Source organism: Microbacterium sp. (assembly GCF_051860965.1).
Taxonomy (GTDB): domain Bacteria; phylum Actinomycetota; class Actinomycetes; order Actinomycetales; family Microbacteriaceae; genus Microbacterium.
Genome location: NZ_JBIMKU010000008.1, coordinates 24,068 through 44,868 on the forward strand (window position 1 = coordinate 24,068; position 20,801 = coordinate 44,868).

The following is a 20,801-nucleotide window of genomic DNA, read 5'->3' on the forward strand; positions in this document are numbered from 1 at the left end:
TGGAGGGCGTACGAGCAGACCGTTGGTACCGGAAACCAACGCTCGCTACGCGACCGGCGAACGAGCACACCGCAAGTACCGGAAACCAACACTCGCTGAGCGACCGGCATCCGGGAACCGCTAGCGATCAGCGTGTCACCCACCACGAAGGTGGAAATCAGACCACTACCGCGAACCCAAGTAGGCTGCTGCGCCGGAAGGGTTCCATCTCCCCCGAGTTGACCACCCCCTCGTGCGCCCTGTGCTCGAGCCGTGATCGCTTCGCTGGCCCGATTGAGGGCCGAGCTCCTGGCATGGCCGCCGCATCAACATCGGATGCGCCGCCGTCTCAGAGTCGGAGCCTGATCACGAGCAGTTAGTTGGGCGACTTGATCGCCTGTCGCCAATCGCCTAGCGCCGGCGGCTCAGACGACCAGATCTCGTCTGTCTCGGGCGGCACGTTCGCTTTGAACTGGGACCCGCGAAGGTCCCCGCGCACCCACGACTCAAGACAGGCAGCGAGCCATGTGCTGGCGGCGATAATTCCATTGCGGTCGTGCGCATCATAAGGGCCGGCCATGACTCCCGCGCAGTATCGGGCGACGTCGTAGTCACGCCGCGGAAGATAGGCGGCGAGCACGTTGAGGTTGGTCATGTACTCAATCTGAGTCCGATTCAGCGCGTCCCAGTCCTTCAGCTGGGCGGCGGCGGCGAACTCCGTCAGGGTGCGGATGACTGCAGCCACCTGCTCGCGAGTATGGGAGCGGTCGGACGCGCGGCGTTCCCTCGATGCGAGGTAGATGGCGATGCCGGAGCTGACGAGGATCGCAGCAACGGGGACCAGGACGGAGCCAATCCAGTCGAGCGAACTATCGATGACAACCGTCACCTCAGGGGCCCACTTCATGGGCCGAGCTTATCTACGCGTCGGGATCAGGGAGCAACCCGCGCCTAGGTAGACGGCCACTCGCGCCTCGAACGCTTCCCAGCGTGCGCGCTGGTACGCCGTGTGTGGGTCCGGGCGGTGGGTGATGTCGACACCGTCGAGGTGGGGATGCTCCCAGTCCGGTCAGAACTGATCCTGAGGCATGCCAGCTGCAAGTCGACCGGATCGCTGGAGCCAGCGGATGCTCGGACGGCTTCAACGACGCCCTCGCCAAGATCCGCGCCGATGCCTCCACCCGAGACTGACACCGATCACATACCGAAGCACCGCGTGGATGAAGCAGCCAGTGCGCGCGCCCAGCGAAAGCGGAACGGCGCTCGGTCACGGTCGGACGTTCGCGCAACGCCCGCAAGAGGATCCTCTAGTTCCTCCGGCCCACCCCCTGGAGCCTTATCCGCCCGCCTGGGTGGTGGCACGGATGTGCGCCCCGCTTCGCGGACCGACCATGGATGCGAACCGACAACTGGCGAGCGCGTGCAATCGCCCGTATGACCAGCAAGTTGGCGATTGATCTCGAACCGAAGCGATTCTTGGAAACCGCGAACACCGGCGACGACGTGGGGCGATTCTGTATTTCCACAGCGCCTTGCTCCTCCCGGTAGGAGTAGGCGATGACCACGGTGGCGCATCGCGATCGCCGTAGCTCGAATCCGATCCAACTACCAATCGAAAGGGGCAACGTCATGCCTGAACTCAGAGGGGACTCCACCGAAACCGGAGTCGTGGCCGTGACAGGGTCCGCAGCCGATGCACACGGCGTACTTGGCGTGGCGAAGGGCGCGTACTCGTGCGGCGTCTACGGGCAGAACGAAGACCAGGGTCCGAACCCCGGCCCCGGCGTGCTCGGCAAGAGTCGTGGCACCGGCGTATGGGGCGAGAGCGAAACCTGGGTTGGCGTCTACGGGAAGTCGAACGCCCCGGCGGGTGGGAATGGCGTTTGGGGCGAAGCTCCGCCGACGGGCGGAAGCGGTGTCTACGGCCTCGCGCATGGACCTTACGGCAACGGCGTGTTCGGTCAGAGCGACGACCAGGGGCCTAACGCTGGAGCCGGCGTGTTCGGCAGGAGCCGCGGCACCGGGGTGTGGGGCGAAAGCGAAACGTGGATGGGCGTCTACGGCAAGACCACGAGCGTGACTGGTGGAGCGGGGGTGATGGGCGAGGCGGCGCCCGGCGTTGGCGCCGGCGTTCTCGGCAAGGGCGGGCTGAATGCCGGCTACTTCGAGGGCAACGTCACGATCACTGGCGACCTCATCCTCCCCGGTGCCGACTACGCCGAAGAGCTTCCCGCCTCCGACGCCGTAGGCGCTGGGCAATGTGTGGTCCTGGACGATGAAGGCTCGGTCCGGCCGTGCACCGACGACTACGACACGCGCGTCGCCGGGATCGTGTCCGGAGCCGGCGGCTACAAGCCGGCGATTGTGCTCGATCGTCAGGACGGTGCGCCCATCGCACTCATGGGCAAGGCTTTTGTGTGGGTGGACGCGGATCGCGCACCTGTGCGTGTAGGTGACATGCTGACGACCTCGTCGACGCCTGGCCACGCGATGAAGGTGAGGGACGGGAGCCGCGCGTTCGGTGCGGTCATCGGCAAGGCTCTCACACCGCTCGAGTCCGGCCGCGGACTCGTCAAGGTCTTCGTCTCCGGACGCTGAACCAACGGACTGATGAAATGTCCCGCATCAGAATGCGTGTCATCATCCGCAATGACACTGACTCCACGCTCGTCTGGCTCTCGGACCACATCGACAGTGGAGAGTGGAACGGCAACTGGATCCCTCCCCGTCAGATCGGGCCGAGGTCCACCGCGGAGTTCCGCGCCGAGGGCGACCTCGCCATTGTTCCCACGAGCGGCACGGAGGGCTGGGTGCGATATCGCGCGGACGGCGACGCCGCCCGCGAGTTCTACATACATTGGAACAGCCCACTGATCGAGGGCGCTTACGGGAACACCTTCCATGTGTGGGCTCCCCCGGCATATGACGCGTCGACGTGGGGAGGCCAAGGCCACGAGGCCGAATTGACGGTCAGATTCCGGTCGTCCGTCGAGCATCGCGTTCCCGGTTTCGCCCCCTCGATCCACGGCCTCAACTTCTCCAATCACTGGGACTCGTCACTTCCCGTGATCGCCGTCGGCTACCTGTGGAACCGCCTCCTCGACGAGCTGCCCGGTGCGGTCCGTGACCTGCTGCAGATCGTGCCGGTAGACGACAACTGGCTACCCATCACTCACGCCGACGCAGGCCTGTGCGGCGGCATGGTGTTCGCGGTCAAGGACTACTACGCCGCCAACCGGTACCCACCGTCGTTGGAGGAAGCCCCCTCAGACGCCAACGACCCGCTCTTCATCTACATCCGGGATCGACTCGTGGACAGCTTCGACATCTTCGGAGCAGGAGACAGGTGGCTCGGATACTCCTCACCGCACTACCCCAACGGAGACGAAGGCGTCAGCCAATCGCTCGGCTTCACCCGGGGACGATCATGGGTGACCTATCGCGAGGAATGGCCCAAGATCCGCGACGACATCGACAATGGGGTGCCCTCGCCGATCGGACTGATCCGCACCGACAACCTCGACATCGGCATCAACCATCAAGTCCTCGCCTACGGCTACCAACAGGACGGCCAGAGCGTCCGTCTCCTGGTCTACGACCCCAACCTGCCAAACGACGACAAGGTGACCATCACGTTCGACATCACCGACACCGCCGGCGAGGTCCACGCCGTCCATGCCAGCAACGGGCAGTCCGTCACTAACCGGCGGATCTTCGCGATCATCCGAACGGAGGGCTACAACCCGCACGCACCCGTCGCAGCCGGTACCGCTCACACCGTCCGTCAAGCACTCGAGCTAGTGACTGGCCGCGATCACGGCCGACTCCCGGACGATGCCAACGCGGTATCCCTGCCGTCGGTCAGGGGATGGCTGAAGGGTCTCGCTTGAACACCAGCCATACAGAGTCATATACGCGTTGGAACTTCGTAATCGGAGCCACTGATGAATGCAAGGCGCTTGTCGCAAACACCTTTGAAGACACCATCCTCCCGGGGGCGCGAAAGCCGCTCCGCGTCCATGAGCCGCTCGCTCAGGGATCGAAGTCGAGCGACGATCGATCGCGCCAGTCGTCTTCGCCGTCTTCGCCTCAGTGGATCGTCTCGCCCCGCGCGAGCATGGCGACGTACTGGGCGACGCGGGCGGCACGGGACTCCGGTCGCTTCAGACTGCTCACGCGGAACGCCATCGCAAAGCGGTTCTGCGCCGACTGGGCAGCGAACGCCGCAGCGATCGCGGGGTCGGCGTCCAGCGCCGCCTGGAGATCGGGCGGGATCTCTCCGTCGCTCTGACGGTAGGCGGCATCCCACCGTCCGTCCGCCTTGGCACGGTCGATCTCGTGTTGACCGGCGGGCCGCATGCGCCCCTCCGCGATCAGGCGCGCCGCGTGCTCGATGTTGACCTTCGACCACACTCCGCGCGGGCGCCGCGGAGTGAACACCTGCAGGAAGTAGTCGGCATCCATCGACTGCTTCTGCCCGTCGATCCAGCCGAAGCACAGCGCGACGTCCAGAGCCTCGGCGTAGGTGATGCCCGGCTTGCTCGAAGCCGCCTTGCGGACGCGCAGCCGCACTCCGTCGGGATCGGGATCGGACTCCAGCCAGCGCTCCCACTCCGTGACAGCGTCGACGTGCAGCACGGGCTTGGCAGAGACAGCGACCATTCCTGCACAGTAGACCCGGCTACCGACGGGCTCGGTTGCGGGATCAGAAGAGATCCAGCGCGTAGAAGATGATCCAGGTCATCATGAGGTTGAACCCGGCGTGGCCGATCACTGCACCGAAGATCGATCCGCTCCACCGCCGCAGGCGGTCGAACAAAAGCGAGACGAGGAACATCGCGGCCAACCACAGCATGCCCGACGCGACTCCGAAGCTCCACACTCCCGCGACATAGACGACGCCGAAATGCGCGAGGTGCACGACGGCGAAGGCTGCGGCATCCAGCAACGCGGCGCGATTCGCGCCCAGTGAGTGCGCGAGGCATTGCTGGACGAGCCCTCGATAGAACAGCTCCTCGCCCAGGGGACTGAGCGTGACGGCGATCAGGGCGAAGATCGCGAAGAAGACGACGCGGTCGCTCTCGTCGCTGATGGAGGTCGCGCTCGAGTACGTGCCGCCGATGTACACGAACGGGTTGTCGACGCTCACGCCCCAGAGCAACGAGAACATCACGAAGACGATCCCGGCAGCCGTCGCTCCGGCCGGGCCGGCGAACGCCAGCCATCGGAGTCGTGTCGGCTTCACGACTCCGATGCGCTGCCGCCCCGACCGATGCAGAATGAGCCACGGGAGGGCGATCATGACGAGGAAGACGGCACTGACGGCCTGATAGCCGCCCGTCACGTTCGCCTGCAGCACGAGGGCGACGCGGACCACGCTGAAGACGGCGATCAGGAGCACTCCGGTGCGGAGGTCGAACCCGAAGGCCATCTTCAGCGGAGCGCGAAAGCCGTCGCCTCGTCCGCGGCGGACGTCGTTGCGAGGAGCGGTGGATGCCATCGCTCGAGTGACCGGCCGGCGCTAGCGCCGAAGATCCTGTCGCAGATCGGTCGCCTCGGAGCCTGCAGGGACGAGTCCCGTTCGGGGCCAGGCCCACGCCGAACGCAGGATGTAGGCCAGGATCAGCACCTCGACTCCGATGGTGAGGGCGTAGTAGACGGCGAAGCCGGAGGGCGCGCCGACGAAGTTGATCGCCACGACGGGGATGTAGAGCGATCCGATGATGAGGTTCGTGACGCGGTTCGCTCTCGCGGGCAGGGCGATCGAGAGCATCACCATGAGAGTCGGGATCAGGATGACGACGAAGAAGATCGACATCACCGTCCCGCTGATATCGAACGCGAAGATGACGCCTCCCCGGATCTCGTCGATCTCGCCGGGCTGGAAGAGGTGGAAGTAGTCGATGTAGATGATGAGGAACATCAAGCTGGTCCAGGCAGCCGCGAGCTTGGCCTGCACGGGAATCGTCGGGGTGGCGAGCATGCCAGGTTCGTTGGTTCGAGCGGTCATAGGTCTTCCCTTGCTTGGTCGGAGATGTTCGTACACCGTACGTCGTACGCTGTACTATGAACCGTACGCTGTACGATTGTCAAGCATTCGGAGTGAGGAGATTCATGTCGACAGACCAGCCGCGCCACGACGGATCCCCCGCGGGCCTGAGCAAGCAGCGCGTCGTGGCCGAGGCGATCCGCCTCGCCGACAGCGATGGGGTCGAGGCGCTGAGCATGCGTCGGCTGGCCGGCACCCTCGACGCGGGTGCCATGTCGCTCTATCACTACGTCGCGAGCAAGGACGAGCTGCTGGATGCCATGATCGACGTCGTCTTCGACGAGATCGATCTCCCCCTCGAAGGCGTGGACTGGCAGTCGGCGATGCGGCACGAAGCGGTGTCCGCCCGGCAGGTCCTCTCGCGCCATCCGTGGGCGACTGCTCTGATGGAGTCCCGCACGTCACCGGGGCCTGCGAATCTCCGTCACCGCGAAGCAGTCACGGCGTGCCTTCGGACGGCCGGCTTCTCGGTCGTGATGGCGACGCACGCCAACTGGCTGCTCAACAGCTACGTCTACGGTCACGCTCTGCAAGAGGCGACCCTGCCCTTCGAGACCGCAGACGAACTCTTCGATATGACCGAGGACGTGTACCTGCCCCAGCTCCCGCGCGATCAGTTCCCCTGGCTGAACGAATCCGCGACCACGCTCGTCGAGGTCGGCTACGACCCGGCGGAGGAGTTCGCCTTCGGCCTCGACCTCATCCTCGCCGCCCTCGAGCCCCTCAGAACCTCGCCTTAGCCACGAGCTAGAAGCTTCGACGCGAAGAGGTCTGCGACTGTCGGAGGGGGCCGATACCGTGGCGTCACGAGGACGGGAGCAACCCATGGTCGAGCCGATCAGCGCACAGCAGTTCCACGCCGAGGACGCGACCACCGGCTGGCACGTCCTCTACGGCGGCGCGCAGACGGTCTACCCAACGGGCTCCTTCGCGCTGGGCGTCGAGTTCATCCGACGTATCGCAAGCGTGACGGAGGCTGCCGGGCGAGAGCCCGACATCGACCTCCGACCCGAGGCGGTCGTCGTCCGCACGGCGTCGACGCCGGGCGGGCGACTCGACACGTGCGACGTCGACCTCGTGCGGCGGATCGCCGCGATCGCCGACGAACTGGGGCTCGAACCCGATCCCGCCCGACTCCACACGATCCAGATCGCGATCGCCGAAGCGGAGGGCGTAAGCACCCGCGAGTTCTGGCAAGCCGCGCTCGGCTACGAGTCGCTCGGCGGGTTCGTGGCCGATCCCCTGCGCCGCGGACCGCGGCTGTGGTTCGACGAGATCGCGGCGCCGGGGCGCGGGCGCACGCACATCGACGTCGCCGTGCCGAACGATCGCGCGCGCGAGCGCGTGACCGCCGTGCTGGATGCCGGGGGCCGGCTCGCCGACGACTCCCATGCGCCCGACTGGTGGACCCTCGCGTCGCCCGAGAACCACGGCGTCGACATCGCCGCGTGGGGCGACGTCGACGACACGCGCTGACCGCCTCAGCCGTGCGGGGCGAACTCCCCCACCGGCACCGCGATCGGCAGCACATTGCCCGGCTGTGCGAGCGGGCACGCCCACGCCGGGTCGTAGGCGCACGACGGGTTGTAGGCGAAGTTGAAGTCGAGCACGATCGTGCCGCGCGCGGCATCCGAGCCGAGATCAGCGCCCTTGATCGTGTCGATCAGATAGCGGCCGCCGCCGTAGGTGCCGTCCGCCTGGCCCGCGAGCGCATCGCGGAACGGGATGAACAGTCCGCCGCCGTAGGTCATGAGCCTCCAGACGTCGAGGGTACCGGCATCCGGAATCTCCACCGCACCCACCCTCTCGAACGGAACCACGCCGTCGGTGCCGGTCGCGAACTCGAAGCCGCCCGGTTCGGCCGGGAGGATCGGCAGCTCGAAGCGCCAGGCTGCGTCGTACGGTGCGATGGGGAGGCCTTCGAAGAGCAGGCGGTCGGCGTCGAGGAGGGGTGTGGCAGGATGCCGCGCCATCAGATCATCGCGCTCGATCCGCCAGAGCTCGTGCGCGTCTTCGGGGTCGTCTGCCCGCCGCACGGCGGAGTAGAGGTCGAAGACGCGGCGGCGCCAGTCGACGACCTCCGCAGCGGTGCGCGCTTTCGCAGCAGTCATGCCGCAACGCTACGCGGCCGCAGCCGTGCTCGTCTTCTTCGCGTCCCCTAGCGCGCTCGCTTCGACGTCTGGCACTCCGCATCGCTCCCGTCCGGTAGCCGAAGCGGAGATTTCGCACAAGGGAGTCGTCCTCGATCACGACTCGCGTCTAGAGTTGTGCCGTGATCGAAAGCCCCCCGCCCAGCGCCCCTCGGGTCGTCGTGGTGCGCAGGGCTTCGGCGCCCGCACGGCGGATCCCGAACGACTGGTGGCTCATCCCCGCCGGAGCCGCGCTCGCGTGCATCACGTTCCTCGGATTCCTGTCGAGCTCCGGAACCTTCACCGGCAACTAGGCCGATCCGCGGCCGCTCGCGGCGTCACCGCCTGCGGGTGCGCGGATCCATCGCCTCGCGCAGCGCCTCGCCCAGCAGAGTGAAGCCGAGCGCCGTGATCGTGATGCAGATGCCCGGCAGGAACGCCAGCCATGGGGCGACGGCCAGCTCGAGCTGCGCGTAGGTCAGCATGCGTCCCCACTCCGCCGTCTGCGGCAGACCGCCGCCGAGGCCGAGGTACGACAGCGCGGCCGCTTCGATCACGGCCGTCGCCAGCGACAGGGTGCCCTGCACGATGACCGGTCCGACCGAGTTGGGCAGCACGTGGCTCATCGTGATGGTGCCGCGGCCGAGTCCCAGTGTCTGCGCCGAGAGCACGTAGTCGGCGTTGCGCTGCTGCAGCATCGACGCGCGCAGCAGGCGCGCGAAAATCGGCACCTGTGCGACACCGATGGCGATCATGACCGACAGCTGCGTCTGCCCGAGCAGGGCCGCGATCGAGACCGCGAGGAGAAGGCTCGGGATCGACAGCATGATGTCGACGATCCGCATGATGAGGGTGTCGACCCAGCCGCCGAACATTCCGCAGAGGAAGCCGAGGATGAGACCGCCGAGCAGACCGATGGCCGTCGAGACGACGCCGATGAGAAGGGATGCCTGCGCTCCCCAGATCAGCTTCGAGAGCACGTCGCCGCCGAACCGGTCGAGGCCGAGGGGGAAGCCCTCGATCTCACCGGGCCCGGGGATGTGCGTCGGGGTGATGTAGCGCTGGCCGGGCAGCTCGGTCGGCCCGTACGGAGCGAGCAGCGGCGCGAGCAGCGCGACGAGCAGGAACAGCCCGATGATGATGGCGCCGATCCACGCGCTCGGGTTGTGACGCAGGCGCCGGAAGACGCCACCCCAGAAGCTCCCGCCGCCGATCTTGGCCGAGAGGAGCTCACGATCGTCGACGGCGGTGTCGTCGACGGGTCCGCCGCTCGCGGCGGGAGGAAGCATCGCGGAAGTCATGAGACCCTCACTCTCGGGTCGATGAAGCTGTACGACACATCGACCAGCAGGTTGATCAGCGCGTAGCCGATCGCGATGAAGATGATGAACCCCTGCAGCACGGGATAGTCGCGCGTGAAGATGGCCCGGGCCATGAACGAACCGATGCCGGGGAAGGCGAACACCGTCTCGGTGAGGACGGCGCCCGAGATCAGCAGGCCGACCTGCAGGCCGATCGTGGTGATGACGGGCAGCAGGGCGTTGCGCAGGATGAACCGCTGACGGATCGTGCCGCGCGAGATGCCCTTGGCCATGCCGGTGCGCACGTAGTCGGAGTTCTGCACCTCGAGCACCGACGCCCGGGTGATGCGCACGATGATCGCGAGCGGGATCGAGGCGAGCGCGAGGCCGGGGAGGATCAGGTGCAGGAACGCATCCCACGCGGCATCCCACTCCCCCGTGATGATGCCGTCGAACACATAGAAGCCGGTGTAGTGCGTGGCATCCATCCTCGGATCCTGACGACCCTCCGACGGCAGCCAGCCGAGCTGCACGGCGAAGATCCACTTCAGGATGAACGCGAGGAAGAAGACCGGGATCGTGATGCCGAGCAGGCTCGCGCCGACCAGGACGTGGTCGGTGGCCTTGCCGTGGCGGCGGGCGGCGAGGTAGCCCAGCGGGATGCCGACGCCGACGGCGACGATGATCGCGAACACGCTGAGCTCGATCGTGGCCGGAAGGCGGCGGGTGAACTCCTCGACCACGGTGGCGCGGGTCTGGATGGATGCTCCGAAGTCGCCGACCAGCAGGCGACCGAGCCACGTGAAGTACTGCTCGACCGGGGGGCGATCGAAGCCGTAGAGCTCGTTGATCTCGGCGACGCGCTCGGGCGTCGCGCGTTCGCCGAGGAGGGCGACGGCGGGCCCGCCGGGCAGGGAGCGGACCCAGAGGAAAAGCAGGACGGACAGACCCAGCAGGGTCGGGATGAGCAGGAGAAGCCTCTTGCCGATGGTGCGTAGCACGGGGTGTGGTCTCCGAACGGATCGTCGGTCGAAAAGCGGCGAGACGCCTGCCGCGGGCCGGGAGGGGCCCGCGGCAGGCGCGGATCGGGCTTACTCGCTGAGCTCGATCATGTTGTAGACCTCGTCCTGGACGGGGCTCGCCGGGTACGACGTCACGCGCGCGGCGAACGCGAGCGTGGGCACCGGGTGGGCGAGCGGGATGCCCGGGAGGAACTCCATGATCTGCTCGTTGATCGCCTGGTAGGCGGCCGTCTGCTCTTCCTCGGTCGCGATTCCGCGGGCCTCGGTCAGAGCGCTGAACAGCTCGGGGTTGTCGAAGCCCCACTCGTTGGTGGCCTGGCCGAAGAACGTGCCCACGAAGTTGTCGGGGTCGTTGTAGTCGCCGGTCCAGCCGAGGAGGTGGATGCCGTGGTCACGGCCGCCCTGCATGAGGTCGAGGTACTCGCCCCACTCGTTCGACACCGGCGTCAGGACGATGCCGACGGCCTCGAGCTGGCTCTGCAGGTTGGTGAAGATCTGCTCGGGGTTGGGCATGTACGGACGCGAGATGTTGACGGGGTAGTTGAACGTGATCGTCAGCGGGTTCGCCTCGGTGTAGCCGGCCTCGGCCAGGAGCGCCTTGGCGGCCTCGGGGTCGTAGTCGTACGTCGTGACCGCGTCGTTCCAGCCGATGACGCTGTCGGGCATGAACTGCGTCGCCGTCTCGGTTCCCTCGGGCAGCACCTGGGAGATGAGCTGGTCCTTGTCGATCGCGTGGGCGATGGCCTGGCGCACCTTGATGTCGGCGAGAGGCGAGGGCGTCGGGGCGTCGACCGTGCCGGACGACTGGTTCATCGCGAGGTAGAGCACGTTGAACGGGTCGCGGTTCACGAGCGTGAAGCCGGCGTCCTCGAGCGCGCCGAGGTCGGCCGGAGCAGCGAGGTCGTAGCCGTCGATGCTGCCCGACTCGAGCGCCTGGCGACGAGCGGTCGTGTCGCCGATCACCTGGAAGATGACCTCCTGGACCTGACCCTGCTCGCCCCAGTAGTCCTCGTAGGCCGAGACGGTCGTCGACTCGCCCGGCTTCCACTCGTCGAACTTGAACGGGCCGGTGCCGGTCGGGTGGCCCTGGCCGTACTCGCTCTGCGTCGGCGCCTCGGCGGTGCCGCCCACGTCGTCGGCGTTGTACTCCTGCAGCGCCGTCGGGCTCTGGATCGCGAACGCGGGGAGCGAGAGCGCGGGGATGAACCCGGCGAAGGGAGCCGTCAGGGTGATGGTGGCCTGCGTGGGGCTGTCGGCGGTGCAGCCGCCGTAGATCGACGTGCCCGTCTCGGCGAAGCCGCGCATGATGACGCCCCAGTAGTAGGCCATGCTCTGGCTCGTCGCGACGCCCGTGAAGTTGTTCTGACGGTCGAAGTTGAAGCACACCGCGTCGGCGTTGAACTCGGTGCCGTCCTGGAACGTCACGCCCTCCTTGAGGGTGAACGTGTAGGACAGCCCGTCTTCCGACTGCTCCCAGCTCTCGGCCAGCAGCGGCGCGGGGTCGGCCGTTCCCGGCTCGACGCCGACGAGGCCTTCGAAGATCTGCCGCGAGACGCGGAACGACTCGCCGTCGCTGGCGAATGCGGGGTCGAGGCTCGAGATGTCGCCCGAGGAGCCGAAGACGAACGTGCTGTCGACGTCGGAGCTGCCTTCGTCGCCCGAATCGTCGCGCTGGCTCGCGCAGGCGGTGAGGACGAGGGCGCCGATCGCGACCGTCGCCGCGCCGGCGAGCCAGCGCTTTCTCGTTGAGTGGAGCATCTGCTGTGCACCTTCCGTAGGAATGCGGTCCGGGGCACTGGTGGCGCCCCGGGCCGCGGGTGTGTGATTCCTCGACCCTATGCGCGGGTCGGTGCGTCGACCATTGCACCTAGGTATCGATTGTGTTTCGGCGCGTCCGGTGCAGCGAGGGCTTGCGGGCTACCGTGGGTCCATGGCACGAGCGACGGTCGAGGCATCCATCCCCGAGGTCCGCCTGTCGGACGGACGCATCGCACGCATCGTGCCGTCGGCCTTCGCCGGGGGCCTCGAACTCGACGTCGACGGGACTCCGCAGTCGCATGTGGACCTCGACGATCCGACGCACCTGCACTTCGAATACGTCGCGCGCATGGGCGCGGTGATCGACAGACTCCGGATGCCGGGCCAGCCGCTCACGGCCGTGCATCTCGGCGGTGGCGGCCTGACGATCCCCCGCTACGTCGAGGCGACGAGGCCGGGGTCGCGGCAGCAGATCGTGGAGCTCGAGCCGGCCCTGTGGGACCTCGTCCGCGAGAACCTGCCGCTGCCGCGGGGCGCGCAGATCCGGGTGCGGATCGGCGACGCGCGGGCCGGCCTCGCGCGCATGCCCGCGGGGCTCCGCGGCAACGTCGACCTCCTCGTGTCGGACGTGTACGCGGGGTCGCAGACGCCCGCGCACCTCACGACGCTCGAGTTCTATCGCGAGGCGTCCGAGCTGCTCGCGCCCGACGGCGTCCTGCTCGTCAACGTCGCCGACGGCGCCGGCCTCGCCTTCGCGCGGCGCCAGATCGCGACCGTGCAGGCGGTGTTCGACAACGTCATCGTGCTCGCCGAGGTGCAGGTGCTGAAGGGCCGTCGCTTCGGGAATCTCGTGATCGCGGCATCCGCCTCATCCCTCCCCACCGAGTGGCTGCCGCGGCTCATGGCGGCCGGCCCCCACCCCGCGAAGGTGGCGCAGGGGGCCGAGGTGGACGAGCACGCGCGCGGCGCGAGGATCGCGACGGATGCCGATTCCACCGCGTCCCCGAAGCCGGCGGCATCCCTCTTCGAGCGCTGACGGGCGTGCCGGTCGTTCGTCGCGCGCCGACCGATGCACACTGGGAGTGGTCGATGACGGGAGGCGCCGAGTGAGCTACATCAGAGGGTACGACCCCGAGACGCTGCGCGAGATCGTCGATGCCCACGAGTGCCGCGATCGCCTCGACGAGATCGGCGAGCAGCGGTCCCTGCCGGCGCTGCTCGAGCGCGTCTGGCTCCTGAAGGTGCTCGGGCGTCTCGAGGACGCCCTCGTGCTGTCGGAGCAGTCGGTGCGGGTCGCGCGCATGGCGGGCACGCGCAAGGATCTGCTGCGGGCGCGCATCCTGCACGCGACGGTCGAGCAGAGCCGCGGCGCGTACGCCGCCGCCGATCACGAGCTCACGACCTGCGCCGAGGAGGCGGAGGGCCAGGGATGGTCGGCGATCGCCGCCTTCGCCGTGCAGCACCGGGGCAAGGTGCACTACGACGCGGGCGACTTCGCCCTCGCGCGGGAGGACTTCAAGCGCGCGCTGTTCCTGCGCCAGGAGGCCGGCACGCCCGACGACCAGCTGGAGTCCACTCTGCTCGCCATCGACGCGGCCGATCGCCGACGCGCATCCGCCGCGATCGCCGGCTGAGTGTCGCACCTCCGTTCTAGCGTGCTCGCATGACCGAACTGCACCGCGTGCGGGTGTGGGCCGAAGCCTTGATCTCCGCGCACCTCGACCCGTCGTGGTCGTTCGCCTTCGACAACGCGAAGCGTCGCGCGGGTCTGTGCGACTACACGCGCAAGCGCATCAGCGTGTCGCGCTACCTCGCAGCGCGTTACGAAGACGACGACAACCACCAGACGCTGCTGCACGAGGTGGCCCACGCGCTCGCGGGGCCTGCGGCCGGGCACGGTCCGGCGTGGAAGAAGATCGCACGAGACCTCGGCTACGTCGGCGGGACGACGCATCACGGCGAGACGGCGACCGAGCTCGCACCGTGGGTGGGGGTCTGCCCCGCGGGCCACAGCGCCTACCGCCACCGTCGCCCGACGCGGCCGACCTCGTGCGCGAAGTGCGCGCCGCGCTTCGACGACCGCAACCTCTTCCGCTGGACGCGTCGCGAGATCAGCCCCGCCGCCCGGCTCGCGGCGATGACGCCGCGCTGACGTCAGGCGGCGACGAAGACGCCGTCGCGAAGGACGGGGGCGATGGATGCCGCATCCACCTCCGACGCGTGGAGCACCTCGTCGCGGCGCTCGCGCTCCAGCAGCTCCTGACCCGAGCCGCTCGCGGTGAGAAGGTGCCGCACGGCGGGGCGGAGGCCTCGGAAGGACTCGCACGCGGCAGCGGCCTCGGGCGAGGTGTGATCGATGCCGAGCGTCGTCAGCGCGTCGATGACCGCGCCCGCTCCGAGAAGGTCCTCGACGGCGAACCGGAGCGATTCGTCGCCGCCGAGCTCGCCGGCCGCGAGGACCGCGATGCTCGTGCGCGCGCCGCGGCGCTGCTGCTCGTCCAGCACGGCGCGCGCGACGGCGGAGGGGTTGCGAAGGCACCCGAGCAGCACGACCGCGCCCGTCGCGGCCGCCGCCTCGGCGAGGGGAGCGCCGTTGATCGACACGGCGCGGGCCGCGGCATCCAGCGCCACGGACTCGCCGCGGGAGACCGCATCCGTCACCGTCGTCGAGAACCGCAGCACGTCGACGACCACGACGACGTCGGCGGGGGCCAGGCGCGCGAGCCCCTCGGCTCCCCACTCGAAGCGGACCTGATAGCGATGCTGATCGAAGGGATGCTGCGGCACCCGTCGATGCTACGGGGTCAGTTCGTCCCGCCGAGGAAGATGACGGTGATGAGCATCGCGATGACGAGCGGTGCGAGACTGGGCCGATGCGCATCCTCCTGAAGCTCGAGATCGACTGCGATCCGGATGCCGCGTGGCGCGCCGTCCACTCCCCCCGGGCGGTGGCCGAGCTCTACGGGCCGATGCTCCAGCTCTCACCGCTCGTTCCGGACGGTCTCCCGACCGCCTGGGAGCCGGGAGACGACGTGCCCGTCTCGCTCTCGGCACTGGGCGTCGTTCCGATGGGGCGCCAGCTCATTCACATGAGCGAGCGGTTCGTCGACGAGCCCGCGGGGCGCGTGCGGATCTTCCGCGACAGCGGGATCCCGCTCACCGGGCCGCTCGCGAGCCTCGACGTCTGGGACCACCAGATGGCGATCTCGCCCGTACCCGGGCATCCGGACCGCACGCTGTGGCGCGACCGGCTCGTGATCGGCGGCCCGACGGCGCTCGCGCTGTGGCCGCTCCTGTGGGCCACCTGGCAGTGGCGCGGCGCGCGCATCAGCGCCCTCGCCCCGACCTGGGCGCACGACCCCGAGTCGGTCGACTGAGTCGCGCCGAACCCACGCAGTTTCGCCGAACCCACTCGGTTCGGTCGACACAATCGGGTGGGTTCGCGAGAAGTGCGTGGGTTCGCCGTGTCGGCCGATGTGCATACGCGGATGAGGGATGCCGCGGCGAAGCCGGCCGCGGCATCCCTCCGTCCACTACTCGGCGAGGGCCTCGACCGGGGCCACGCGCGTCGCGAGCCTCGTCGGGATGACCGCCGCGACGAGGGTCAGCACGGTCGTCGCGACGACGATCGCTACCACCGGCCAGAGCGGGATCGCGGGGAGCACGAACGTCGGCGACATCCACAGGGGCGGCACGCTCACCGAGCCGAGGAGCGACTGCGCGCCCGCCCAGCCGTAGACGATGCCGAGCGCGAGCCCTGCCACCGTCGCGGCGATCGTGATGTGCGCGGCCTCGAGCAGCACCATGCGGCGCACTTGTCCGTTCGAGACTCCGAGAGCGCGCAGCAGTCCGAGTTCGCGCGTGCGCTGATGCACCCCGATCGTGAGGAGGTTCACCAGGCCCACGGCGGCGATGACCGCCGAGACGCCGACGAGGCCCATCATGATCCCCGAGAAGGTGTCGATGACGGTCGTCATCTCGGCGGGCGGCTCGCCGCCGCCCGATGCCGCGAGCACCGACTTCACGGTCTCGAGGGCGACGGCGAACATCGTCACCAGAGTGACACCCATGACGACGCCGATCGCCATGCGACTGGACCGCTCGGGATACCGCAGGGCGTTCTCCGCGGCGAGCTTCGCCGTCGCCGAACGGCCGAACCAGCGCCCGACCAGGCGCAGCACGGGCGGCATGACGAGCGTCGAGCCGAGCGCGAGGCCCGTGAAAGAAAGCACGCCGCCGAAGAACGCGATGACGACGCCGAGCGGCGAGACGAGTCCGACCAGGATGCCGAGCGCGAGCAGCGCGCCACCCGCGATGAGCAGTGCGAGGGCCGCGATGTTGCGTCCCTTCCGCCGGGCGACGGCGGAGTGGGACGCCTCGACCGAGCCGCCGAGCGCCTGCAGAGGCGTCACCGTGAGCACCGTCCGGGATCCGACCCATGCCGCGGCCCACGTCGTGAGGACGACGACGATCGCGGGTGCGACGAGCTCGGGACGCACGACGGTGTAGTCGAACGACAGACCGAACACGCTCTTCGCCGCGAACACGCCGACGGCCGAGAGCACGATGCCGGCGACGAGGCCGAGTGCGGCACCGATCGCTCCGACGACGAGACCCTGTCGGGCGACTTCGGCGCGCTGCGAGCGGGCGGATGCTCCGATGAGTCGCATCAGCGCGATGCGGCGCGTGCGCACCGCGACGACGGTGGCGAACGTGTTCGCCGTGACGATCGCGCCGACGTAGAGGGCGAGGGCGAGAAGCAGCACCGTGAGCACGCCCACGACGATCGCGAGGATCTCGCTCTGGCCGATGTAGGGGTTGCTCTGCAGCATCGCGCCGATGAAGCCGGTCGCCGAGATGAGGACGACGCCGAACGCGCTCGAGATCGCCGCGACCAGGATGCTGGCGCCCATGCCGCGTTCGCGCAGCCAGGCGAGGGGTGCCGCAGCGGCGCGCGGCGTGACGGCGGCGAGCGCGGTCACGGGGTCACCGCCGCGCCGAGCTCGGATGCCAGCATCCAGCTCGAGATCTCTTCCGCGCTCTGTCGGGGCTTGTCGGCGACGATGCGCCCGTCGCCGAGGAAGAGCACGCGATCGGCGTGGCTCGCCGCGATCGGGTCGTGCGTGACCATGGCGATCGACTGCCCGTGGTCGCGGCTCGCGGTCGCGAGCAGCGCGAGGACCTCGCGCCCGCTGCGGGAGTCGAGGTTGCCCGTCGGCTCGTCGGCGAAGACGAGGTCGGGCGCGGTCGCGAGCGCCCGGGCGATCGCGACGCGCTGCTGCTGGCCGCCCGACAGCTCGTGCGGACGGTGACGCAGCCGGGGGCCGAGCCCGAGCGACTCGACGAGCCCGTCGATGCGCGCGCGCTCGAGAGCGGACGGGCGGCGCCCGTCGAGATCGAACGGCAGCAGGATGTTGCCGATCGCGTCGAGGGTCGGGACGAGGTTGAACGACTGGAAGACGAAGCCGACGCGACGGCGCCGCAGGATCGTCAGCTCGAGGTCCGAGAGCCCGGTGATGTCGGTGTCGCCGATCCAGGCTCGACCGCTCGTGGGCGCGTCGAGCCCCGCCATGATGTGCATGAGCGTCGACTTGCCCGAGCCCGACGGGCCCATGATCGCGGTGAACTCGCCGCGGCGGATGCCGACGGTCACGTTCTCGAGGGCGTGGACGGCATTCTCGCCCGTGCCGTACGTCTTGGTCAGCTGCTGGACGCGGGCGGCGAGCCCGAGGTCCGTCGAAGTGATCTCCATGCCTCGAAGGTACGGATCGGGATGCCGCGGCCGCGTCGGCCTGGCGAGGCATCCTCCTACATCTCGAGGATGATCCTCTTTCGCACGGGGCGCGCGCGTCGTAGTGTCTGCACCGTCAGCGTCGAAGGAGCCGCAATGACCGCCACACCACTCCCGTCGAGCGGGGATCTCCCCTCCGGGCCGAAGACGTGCGACGCGAGCGGCATGGCCGAGATCCATCGCATGTACCGCCACGGCTTCGGCGAGGGTCCCGCGCTCGTGCGCCGCGTGCGCGCGGGCGACACGGCGCATGCGGAGGCCGTCGCGGCGCAGCTCGACCTGCTGTCGACGGCGCTCCACGCCCATCACGAGGGCGAGGACGAACGGCTCTGGGGAACCCTCGTCGAACGCGCGCCCGCGTGCACCGCGCACGTCGAGCGCATGAAGCAGCATCACGCGGCGATGCTCGTCGAACTGACGGCGATGGATGCCGCGCTGCCCGCATGGCGCGCGTCGGCGCAGCCCGCGGACGCCGCCCCGCTCATCGCCGCGCTGGACGGCATCAACGGCGCGCTCGCGATCCACCTGCCCGACGAGGAGGCGACGATCGTGCCCGTCATGGAGCGCACGATCACCGAGAAGGAGGTGGAGTGGTTCTCCGCGCACGGCCGGGCGTCGACGCCGAAGGGGCAGACCTGGAACTCGCTCGGAGCGATCCTCGCGGCGCAGCCGGACGGCGGCGACGAGTGGCTGCACAAGCACCTGCCGGCACCGGTTCGGGTGCTCTGGCGCTGGGTCGGCAAGCCCCGCTACGAGCGCACGCGGGCCGCGCTCGAGGGCCGCTGAGCTGTCACGCGAGGCCGTGGTCGAAGGCGAAGACCACGAGCTGCACGCGGTCCCGCAGCGCGAGCTTCGTGAGGATGCGACTGATGTGGGTCTTCACCGTCGCCTCGGAGAGGAACTCCCGACCCGCGATCTCGGCGTTCGACAGGCCCCGGGCGGCGAGAGCGAAGATCTCCCGCTCGCGCTCGGTGAGCAAGGCGTAGGCCTCGGGGACCGGGCGGGGCGCGGCATCCGTCACGTGTGCGAAGAGATCGCGGGTCGCGGATGCCGCGATGACGGCCGAGCCCGCATGCACCGTGCGGATCGCGGCCAGGAGGAACTCCGGGTCGGCGTCCTTGAGGAGGAACCCGCTCGCCCCCTGTCGGATCGCCCGCGCCGCCGCCTCGTCGAGATCGAAGGTCGTGAGCATGACGATGCGGGGCGGCGCGGCATCCTGCAGCAGCTCTGCGGTCGCGGCGAGGCCGTCCATGACGGGCATCCGGATGTCCATCAGCACGACGTCGGGACGCGTCTCGCGTACGACCGCGAGCGCCTGAGCCCCGTCGGCCGCCTCGCCGACGACCCCGAGGTCGGCCTGCGAGTCGACGAGCATGCGGATCCCGGCGCGGAAGAGCGCCTGATCGTCCACGAGCACGACCCGGATCACGGCAACCGCCCTTCGTCACGTGCACAGCGTCGGGGGGATTCGGCGACGCGCCGAACGGGGGATGCCGGGGCCGGCGTGTCGCGCGGACGTCCCGACATCGTGCTCGCGCGCATCACGGCATCCCCCCGATCGGGATCGACGCGTCGACGACGAACTCGCCCCCCGTGGCGCGGGCCTCGAGGCGACCGCCGACGAGGGCCGCGCGCTCGCGCATGCCGACGAGTCCGTGCCCGCCGCCACGGGCGGGATCGCCCGCTCCGAGCGGATTGCGCACCCGCAGCTCGACCCGGTCGGCGCGCCACGCGAGCACGACGTCGACCGGTCCGCCGCTGTGCCGCAGCGCATTCGTCAGCGCCTCCTGCAGGATCCGGTACACCGCGAGCTGCACGGCCGCGGGCGGCTCGCCGGGCGGCATCGGATCCACCGTCACGCGCAGCTCGACGCCGGCGCCGCGCACCTGCGCGTAGAGCCCCTCCAGATCGGCGAGCATCGGCTGCGGCCCCTCGGACTGACTGTGGCGCAGCTGCGTGAGCAGCAGCCGCACGTCGGCGAGCGCCGCACGAGCCGTCGTCGAGATCGTGCCGAGCGCCGTCGTCGCGGCGGCGGGGTCGGATGCAGCGGCATAGCGCGCGCCGTCGGCCTGAGCGATCACGACCGCGAGCGAGTGCGCCACCACGTCGTGCATGTCGCGCGCGATGCGCACCCGCTCCTGCTCGACGGTGGCCTCGGCCTCGGCCCGCTGCTGGGCTTCGGCGTTCTCGCGTGCCCGCAGGGCGGTGCGCACGAGGGCGCCCGCCGTCCACGACAGCCCCAGCGCGAATGCGGCGGCGACGAGCATGACGAGCGCGATCGGCAGCGTCTGCCACGACAGGCCTCCGGCGGCGAACACCGGCCCGACCATGAGGTAGAGCGTGATGACGACGGCCCCGACGACGGCCGAGGCGAAGCCGGCCCAGTACGTGCGGCGACCCCCGTAGGCGGCGGTCGTGTAGAGCACGGCGAAGATCGCGACGTCCGCGAAGCTCGGCGGCCGGCCGAGGAGCATCTGCAGCACGGCGCCCGCCCATGCCGCGCTGAGCGCGAGCGCGGGCGACAGTCGACGGATGCCGAGGGCCGTGCTGAACAGCAGCGCGATCGCCCCCGCGACCGCCAGATCCAGTCCCGCGCCGAATCGCTCGACGACGCCGTTTCCCGCGCCGGCGACCGCTTCGATCGGCCCCGCCACGAGAAGGAAGACCACCGCGACGCTCAGGTCGACGACGAGCTGGTAGGTCTTCAGGCGGCGGAACACCGTTTCACGCTACGTGAGCGCGAGGGCCGCGGCATCCATCGTCGGATGTATC

General features: G+C 69.1%; 23 protein-coding genes. 10 read left to right on the forward strand and 13 right to left on the reverse strand.

What is annotated here, in order from left to right; all coding sequences use genetic code 11:
• Positions 1 to 355: 355 nt before the first annotated feature.
• Positions 356 to 886 (reverse strand): hypothetical protein, encoded by a 531-nt coding sequence (locus tag ACTIFV_RS15195; RefSeq protein WP_439593637.1) that lies wholly within the window; start codon positions 884 to 886, stop codon positions 356 to 358.
• Between the two features lie 650 nt (positions 887 to 1,536).
• Between ACTIFV_RS15195 and ACTIFV_RS15200 the strand changes: the two genes are divergently transcribed.
• Both ACTIFV_RS15200 and ACTIFV_RS15205 read left to right on the forward strand, forming a co-directional pair.
• Positions 1,537 to 2,577 (forward strand): hypothetical protein, encoded by a 1,041-nt coding sequence (locus ACTIFV_RS15200; RefSeq protein WP_439593638.1) that lies wholly within the window; start codon positions 1,537 to 1,539, stop codon positions 2,575 to 2,577.
• A gap of 17 nt (positions 2,578 to 2,594) precedes the next feature.
• Complete coding sequence (locus ACTIFV_RS15205; protein WP_439593639.1) at positions 2,595 to 3,869, forward strand: hypothetical protein; 1,275 nt, start codon at positions 2,595 to 2,597, stop codon at positions 3,867 to 3,869.
• 199 nt (positions 3,870 to 4,068) lie between these two features.
• On the opposite strand, the gene ACTIFV_RS15210 is transcribed toward ACTIFV_RS15205, so the two are convergent.
• From ACTIFV_RS15210 to ACTIFV_RS15220, 3 genes are read right to left on the reverse strand one after another with little or no spacing between them, the layout of a single operon-like run.
• Positions 4,069 to 4,641 (reverse strand): YdeI/OmpD-associated family protein, encoded by a 573-nt coding sequence (locus tag ACTIFV_RS15210; RefSeq protein WP_439593640.1) that lies wholly within the window; start codon positions 4,639 to 4,641, stop codon positions 4,069 to 4,071.
• Between the two features lie 43 nt (positions 4,642 to 4,684).
• Positions 4,685 to 5,479 (reverse strand): lysostaphin resistance A-like protein, encoded by a 795-nt coding sequence (locus ACTIFV_RS15215; RefSeq protein WP_439593641.1) that lies wholly within the window; start codon positions 5,477 to 5,479, stop codon positions 4,685 to 4,687.
• A gap of 21 nt (positions 5,480 to 5,500) precedes the next feature.
• Positions 5,501 to 5,989: a DUF6326 family protein gene (locus ACTIFV_RS15220; protein ID WP_439593642.1), complete on the reverse strand. Its 489-nt coding sequence runs from the start codon at positions 5,987 to 5,989 to the stop codon at positions 5,501 to 5,503.
• Positions 5,990 to 6,093: 104 nt separating this feature from the next.
• Here ACTIFV_RS15220 and ACTIFV_RS15225 point away from each other — a divergent pair, with 104 nt between their 5' ends.
• Both ACTIFV_RS15225 and ACTIFV_RS15230 read left to right on the forward strand, forming a co-directional pair.
• Positions 6,094 to 6,768 (forward strand): TetR/AcrR family transcriptional regulator, encoded by a 675-nt coding sequence (locus ACTIFV_RS15225; protein WP_439593643.1) that lies wholly within the window; start codon positions 6,094 to 6,096, stop codon positions 6,766 to 6,768.
• 85 nt (positions 6,769 to 6,853) lie between these two features.
• Entirely contained in the window at positions 6,854 to 7,504 is a 651-nt protein-coding gene (locus tag ACTIFV_RS15230) for a VOC family protein (RefSeq protein ID WP_439593644.1), read from the forward strand.
• A gap of 5 nt (positions 7,505 to 7,509) precedes the next feature.
• Here the strand turns inward: ACTIFV_RS15230 and ACTIFV_RS15235 are convergent, their stop codons facing one another.
• A complete protein-coding gene (locus tag ACTIFV_RS15235) occupies positions 7,510 to 8,139 on the reverse strand; it encodes a DUF1684 domain-containing protein (protein WP_439593645.1) in 630 nt (209 codons plus the stop codon).
• Positions 8,140 to 8,300: 161 nt separating this feature from the next.
• On the opposite strand from ACTIFV_RS15235, the gene ACTIFV_RS15240 reads away from it, so the two are divergent.
• Positions 8,301 to 8,471: a hypothetical protein gene (locus ACTIFV_RS15240; RefSeq protein ID WP_439593646.1), complete on the forward strand. Its 171-nt coding sequence runs from the start codon at positions 8,301 to 8,303 to the stop codon at positions 8,469 to 8,471.
• Positions 8,472 to 8,495: 24 nt separating this feature from the next.
• On the opposite strand, the gene ACTIFV_RS15245 is transcribed toward ACTIFV_RS15240, so the two are convergent.
• From ACTIFV_RS15245 to ACTIFV_RS15255, 3 genes are all read right to left on the reverse strand, one after another.
• On the reverse strand, positions 8,496 to 9,458 hold the full coding sequence (locus ACTIFV_RS15245; RefSeq protein WP_439593647.1) for an ABC transporter permease: 963 nt from the start codon (positions 9,456 to 9,458) through the stop codon (positions 8,496 to 8,498).
• A complete protein-coding gene (locus ACTIFV_RS15250; protein WP_439593648.1) occupies positions 9,455 to 10,459 on the reverse strand; it encodes an ABC transporter permease in 1,005 nt (334 codons plus the stop codon). The genes ACTIFV_RS15245 and ACTIFV_RS15250 overlap by 4 nt, the downstream gene beginning before the upstream one ends.
• Positions 10,460 to 10,549: 90 nt before the next feature.
• Entirely contained in the window at positions 10,550 to 12,238 is a 1,689-nt protein-coding gene (locus ACTIFV_RS15255; protein ID WP_439593649.1) for an ABC transporter substrate-binding protein, read from the reverse strand.
• A gap of 172 nt (positions 12,239 to 12,410) precedes the next feature.
• Here ACTIFV_RS15255 and ACTIFV_RS15260 point away from each other — a divergent pair, with 172 nt between their 5' ends.
• The 3 genes from ACTIFV_RS15260 (at position 12,411) to ACTIFV_RS15270 (ending at position 14,390) form a co-directional block, all read left to right on the forward strand.
• Positions 12,411 to 13,274 (forward strand): spermidine synthase, encoded by an 864-nt coding sequence (locus ACTIFV_RS15260; protein ID WP_439593650.1) that lies wholly within the window; start codon positions 12,411 to 12,413, stop codon positions 13,272 to 13,274.
• 70 nt (positions 13,275 to 13,344) lie between these two features.
• Positions 13,345 to 13,872, forward strand: coding sequence for a hypothetical protein (locus ACTIFV_RS15265; protein ID WP_439593651.1), 528 nt, complete (start codon positions 13,345 to 13,347; stop codon positions 13,870 to 13,872).
• 29 nt (positions 13,873 to 13,901) lie between these two features.
• Positions 13,902 to 14,390, forward strand: coding sequence for a SprT-like domain-containing protein (locus ACTIFV_RS15270; RefSeq protein ID WP_439593652.1), 489 nt, complete (start codon positions 13,902 to 13,904; stop codon positions 14,388 to 14,390).
• 2 nt (positions 14,391 to 14,392) lie between these two features.
• On the opposite strand, the gene ACTIFV_RS15275 is transcribed toward ACTIFV_RS15270, so the two are convergent.
• Positions 14,393 to 15,025 carry a 2-phosphosulfolactate phosphatase gene (locus ACTIFV_RS15275; RefSeq protein WP_439593653.1) on the reverse strand — a complete coding sequence of 211 codons (633 nt, stop codon included), beginning with the start codon at positions 15,023 to 15,025 and terminating at the stop codon, positions 14,393 to 14,395.
• 86 nt (positions 15,026 to 15,111) lie between these two features.
• On the opposite strand from ACTIFV_RS15275, the gene ACTIFV_RS15280 reads away from it, so the two are divergent.
• On the forward strand, positions 15,112 to 15,615 hold the full coding sequence (locus ACTIFV_RS15280) for a hypothetical protein (protein ID WP_439593654.1): 504 nt from the start codon (positions 15,112 to 15,114) through the stop codon (positions 15,613 to 15,615).
• Positions 15,616 to 15,771: 156 nt separating this feature from the next.
• On the opposite strand, the gene ACTIFV_RS15285 is transcribed toward ACTIFV_RS15280, so the two are convergent.
• Together ACTIFV_RS15285 and ACTIFV_RS15290 are read right to left on the reverse strand one after the other, a co-directional pair.
• Complete coding sequence (locus ACTIFV_RS15285; RefSeq protein ID WP_439593655.1) at positions 15,772 to 17,220, reverse strand: FtsX-like permease family protein; 1,449 nt, start codon at positions 17,218 to 17,220, stop codon at positions 15,772 to 15,774.
• Complete coding sequence (locus ACTIFV_RS15290; protein WP_439593656.1) at positions 17,217 to 17,990, reverse strand: ABC transporter ATP-binding protein; 774 nt, start codon at positions 17,988 to 17,990, stop codon at positions 17,217 to 17,219. The genes ACTIFV_RS15285 and ACTIFV_RS15290 overlap by 4 nt, the downstream gene beginning before the upstream one ends.
• 135 nt (positions 17,991 to 18,125) lie before the next feature.
• Between ACTIFV_RS15290 and ACTIFV_RS15295 the strand changes: the two genes are divergently transcribed.
• Positions 18,126 to 18,815, forward strand: a complete 690-nt coding sequence (locus ACTIFV_RS15295; RefSeq protein ID WP_439593657.1) for a hemerythrin domain-containing protein — start codon at positions 18,126 to 18,128, stop codon at positions 18,813 to 18,815.
• A gap of 4 nt (positions 18,816 to 18,819) precedes the next feature.
• Here the strand turns inward: ACTIFV_RS15295 and ACTIFV_RS15300 are convergent, their stop codons facing one another.
• Together ACTIFV_RS15300 and ACTIFV_RS15305 are read right to left on the reverse strand one after the other, a co-directional pair.
• Positions 18,820 to 19,458 (reverse strand): response regulator, encoded by a 639-nt coding sequence (locus ACTIFV_RS15300; RefSeq protein ID WP_439593658.1) that lies wholly within the window; start codon positions 19,456 to 19,458, stop codon positions 18,820 to 18,822.
• Positions 19,459 to 19,570: 112 nt separating this feature from the next.
• On the reverse strand, positions 19,571 to 20,749 hold the full coding sequence (locus ACTIFV_RS15305) for a sensor histidine kinase (RefSeq protein WP_439593659.1): 1,179 nt from the start codon (positions 20,747 to 20,749) through the stop codon (positions 19,571 to 19,573).
• Positions 20,750 to 20,801: the final 52 nt, after the last annotated feature.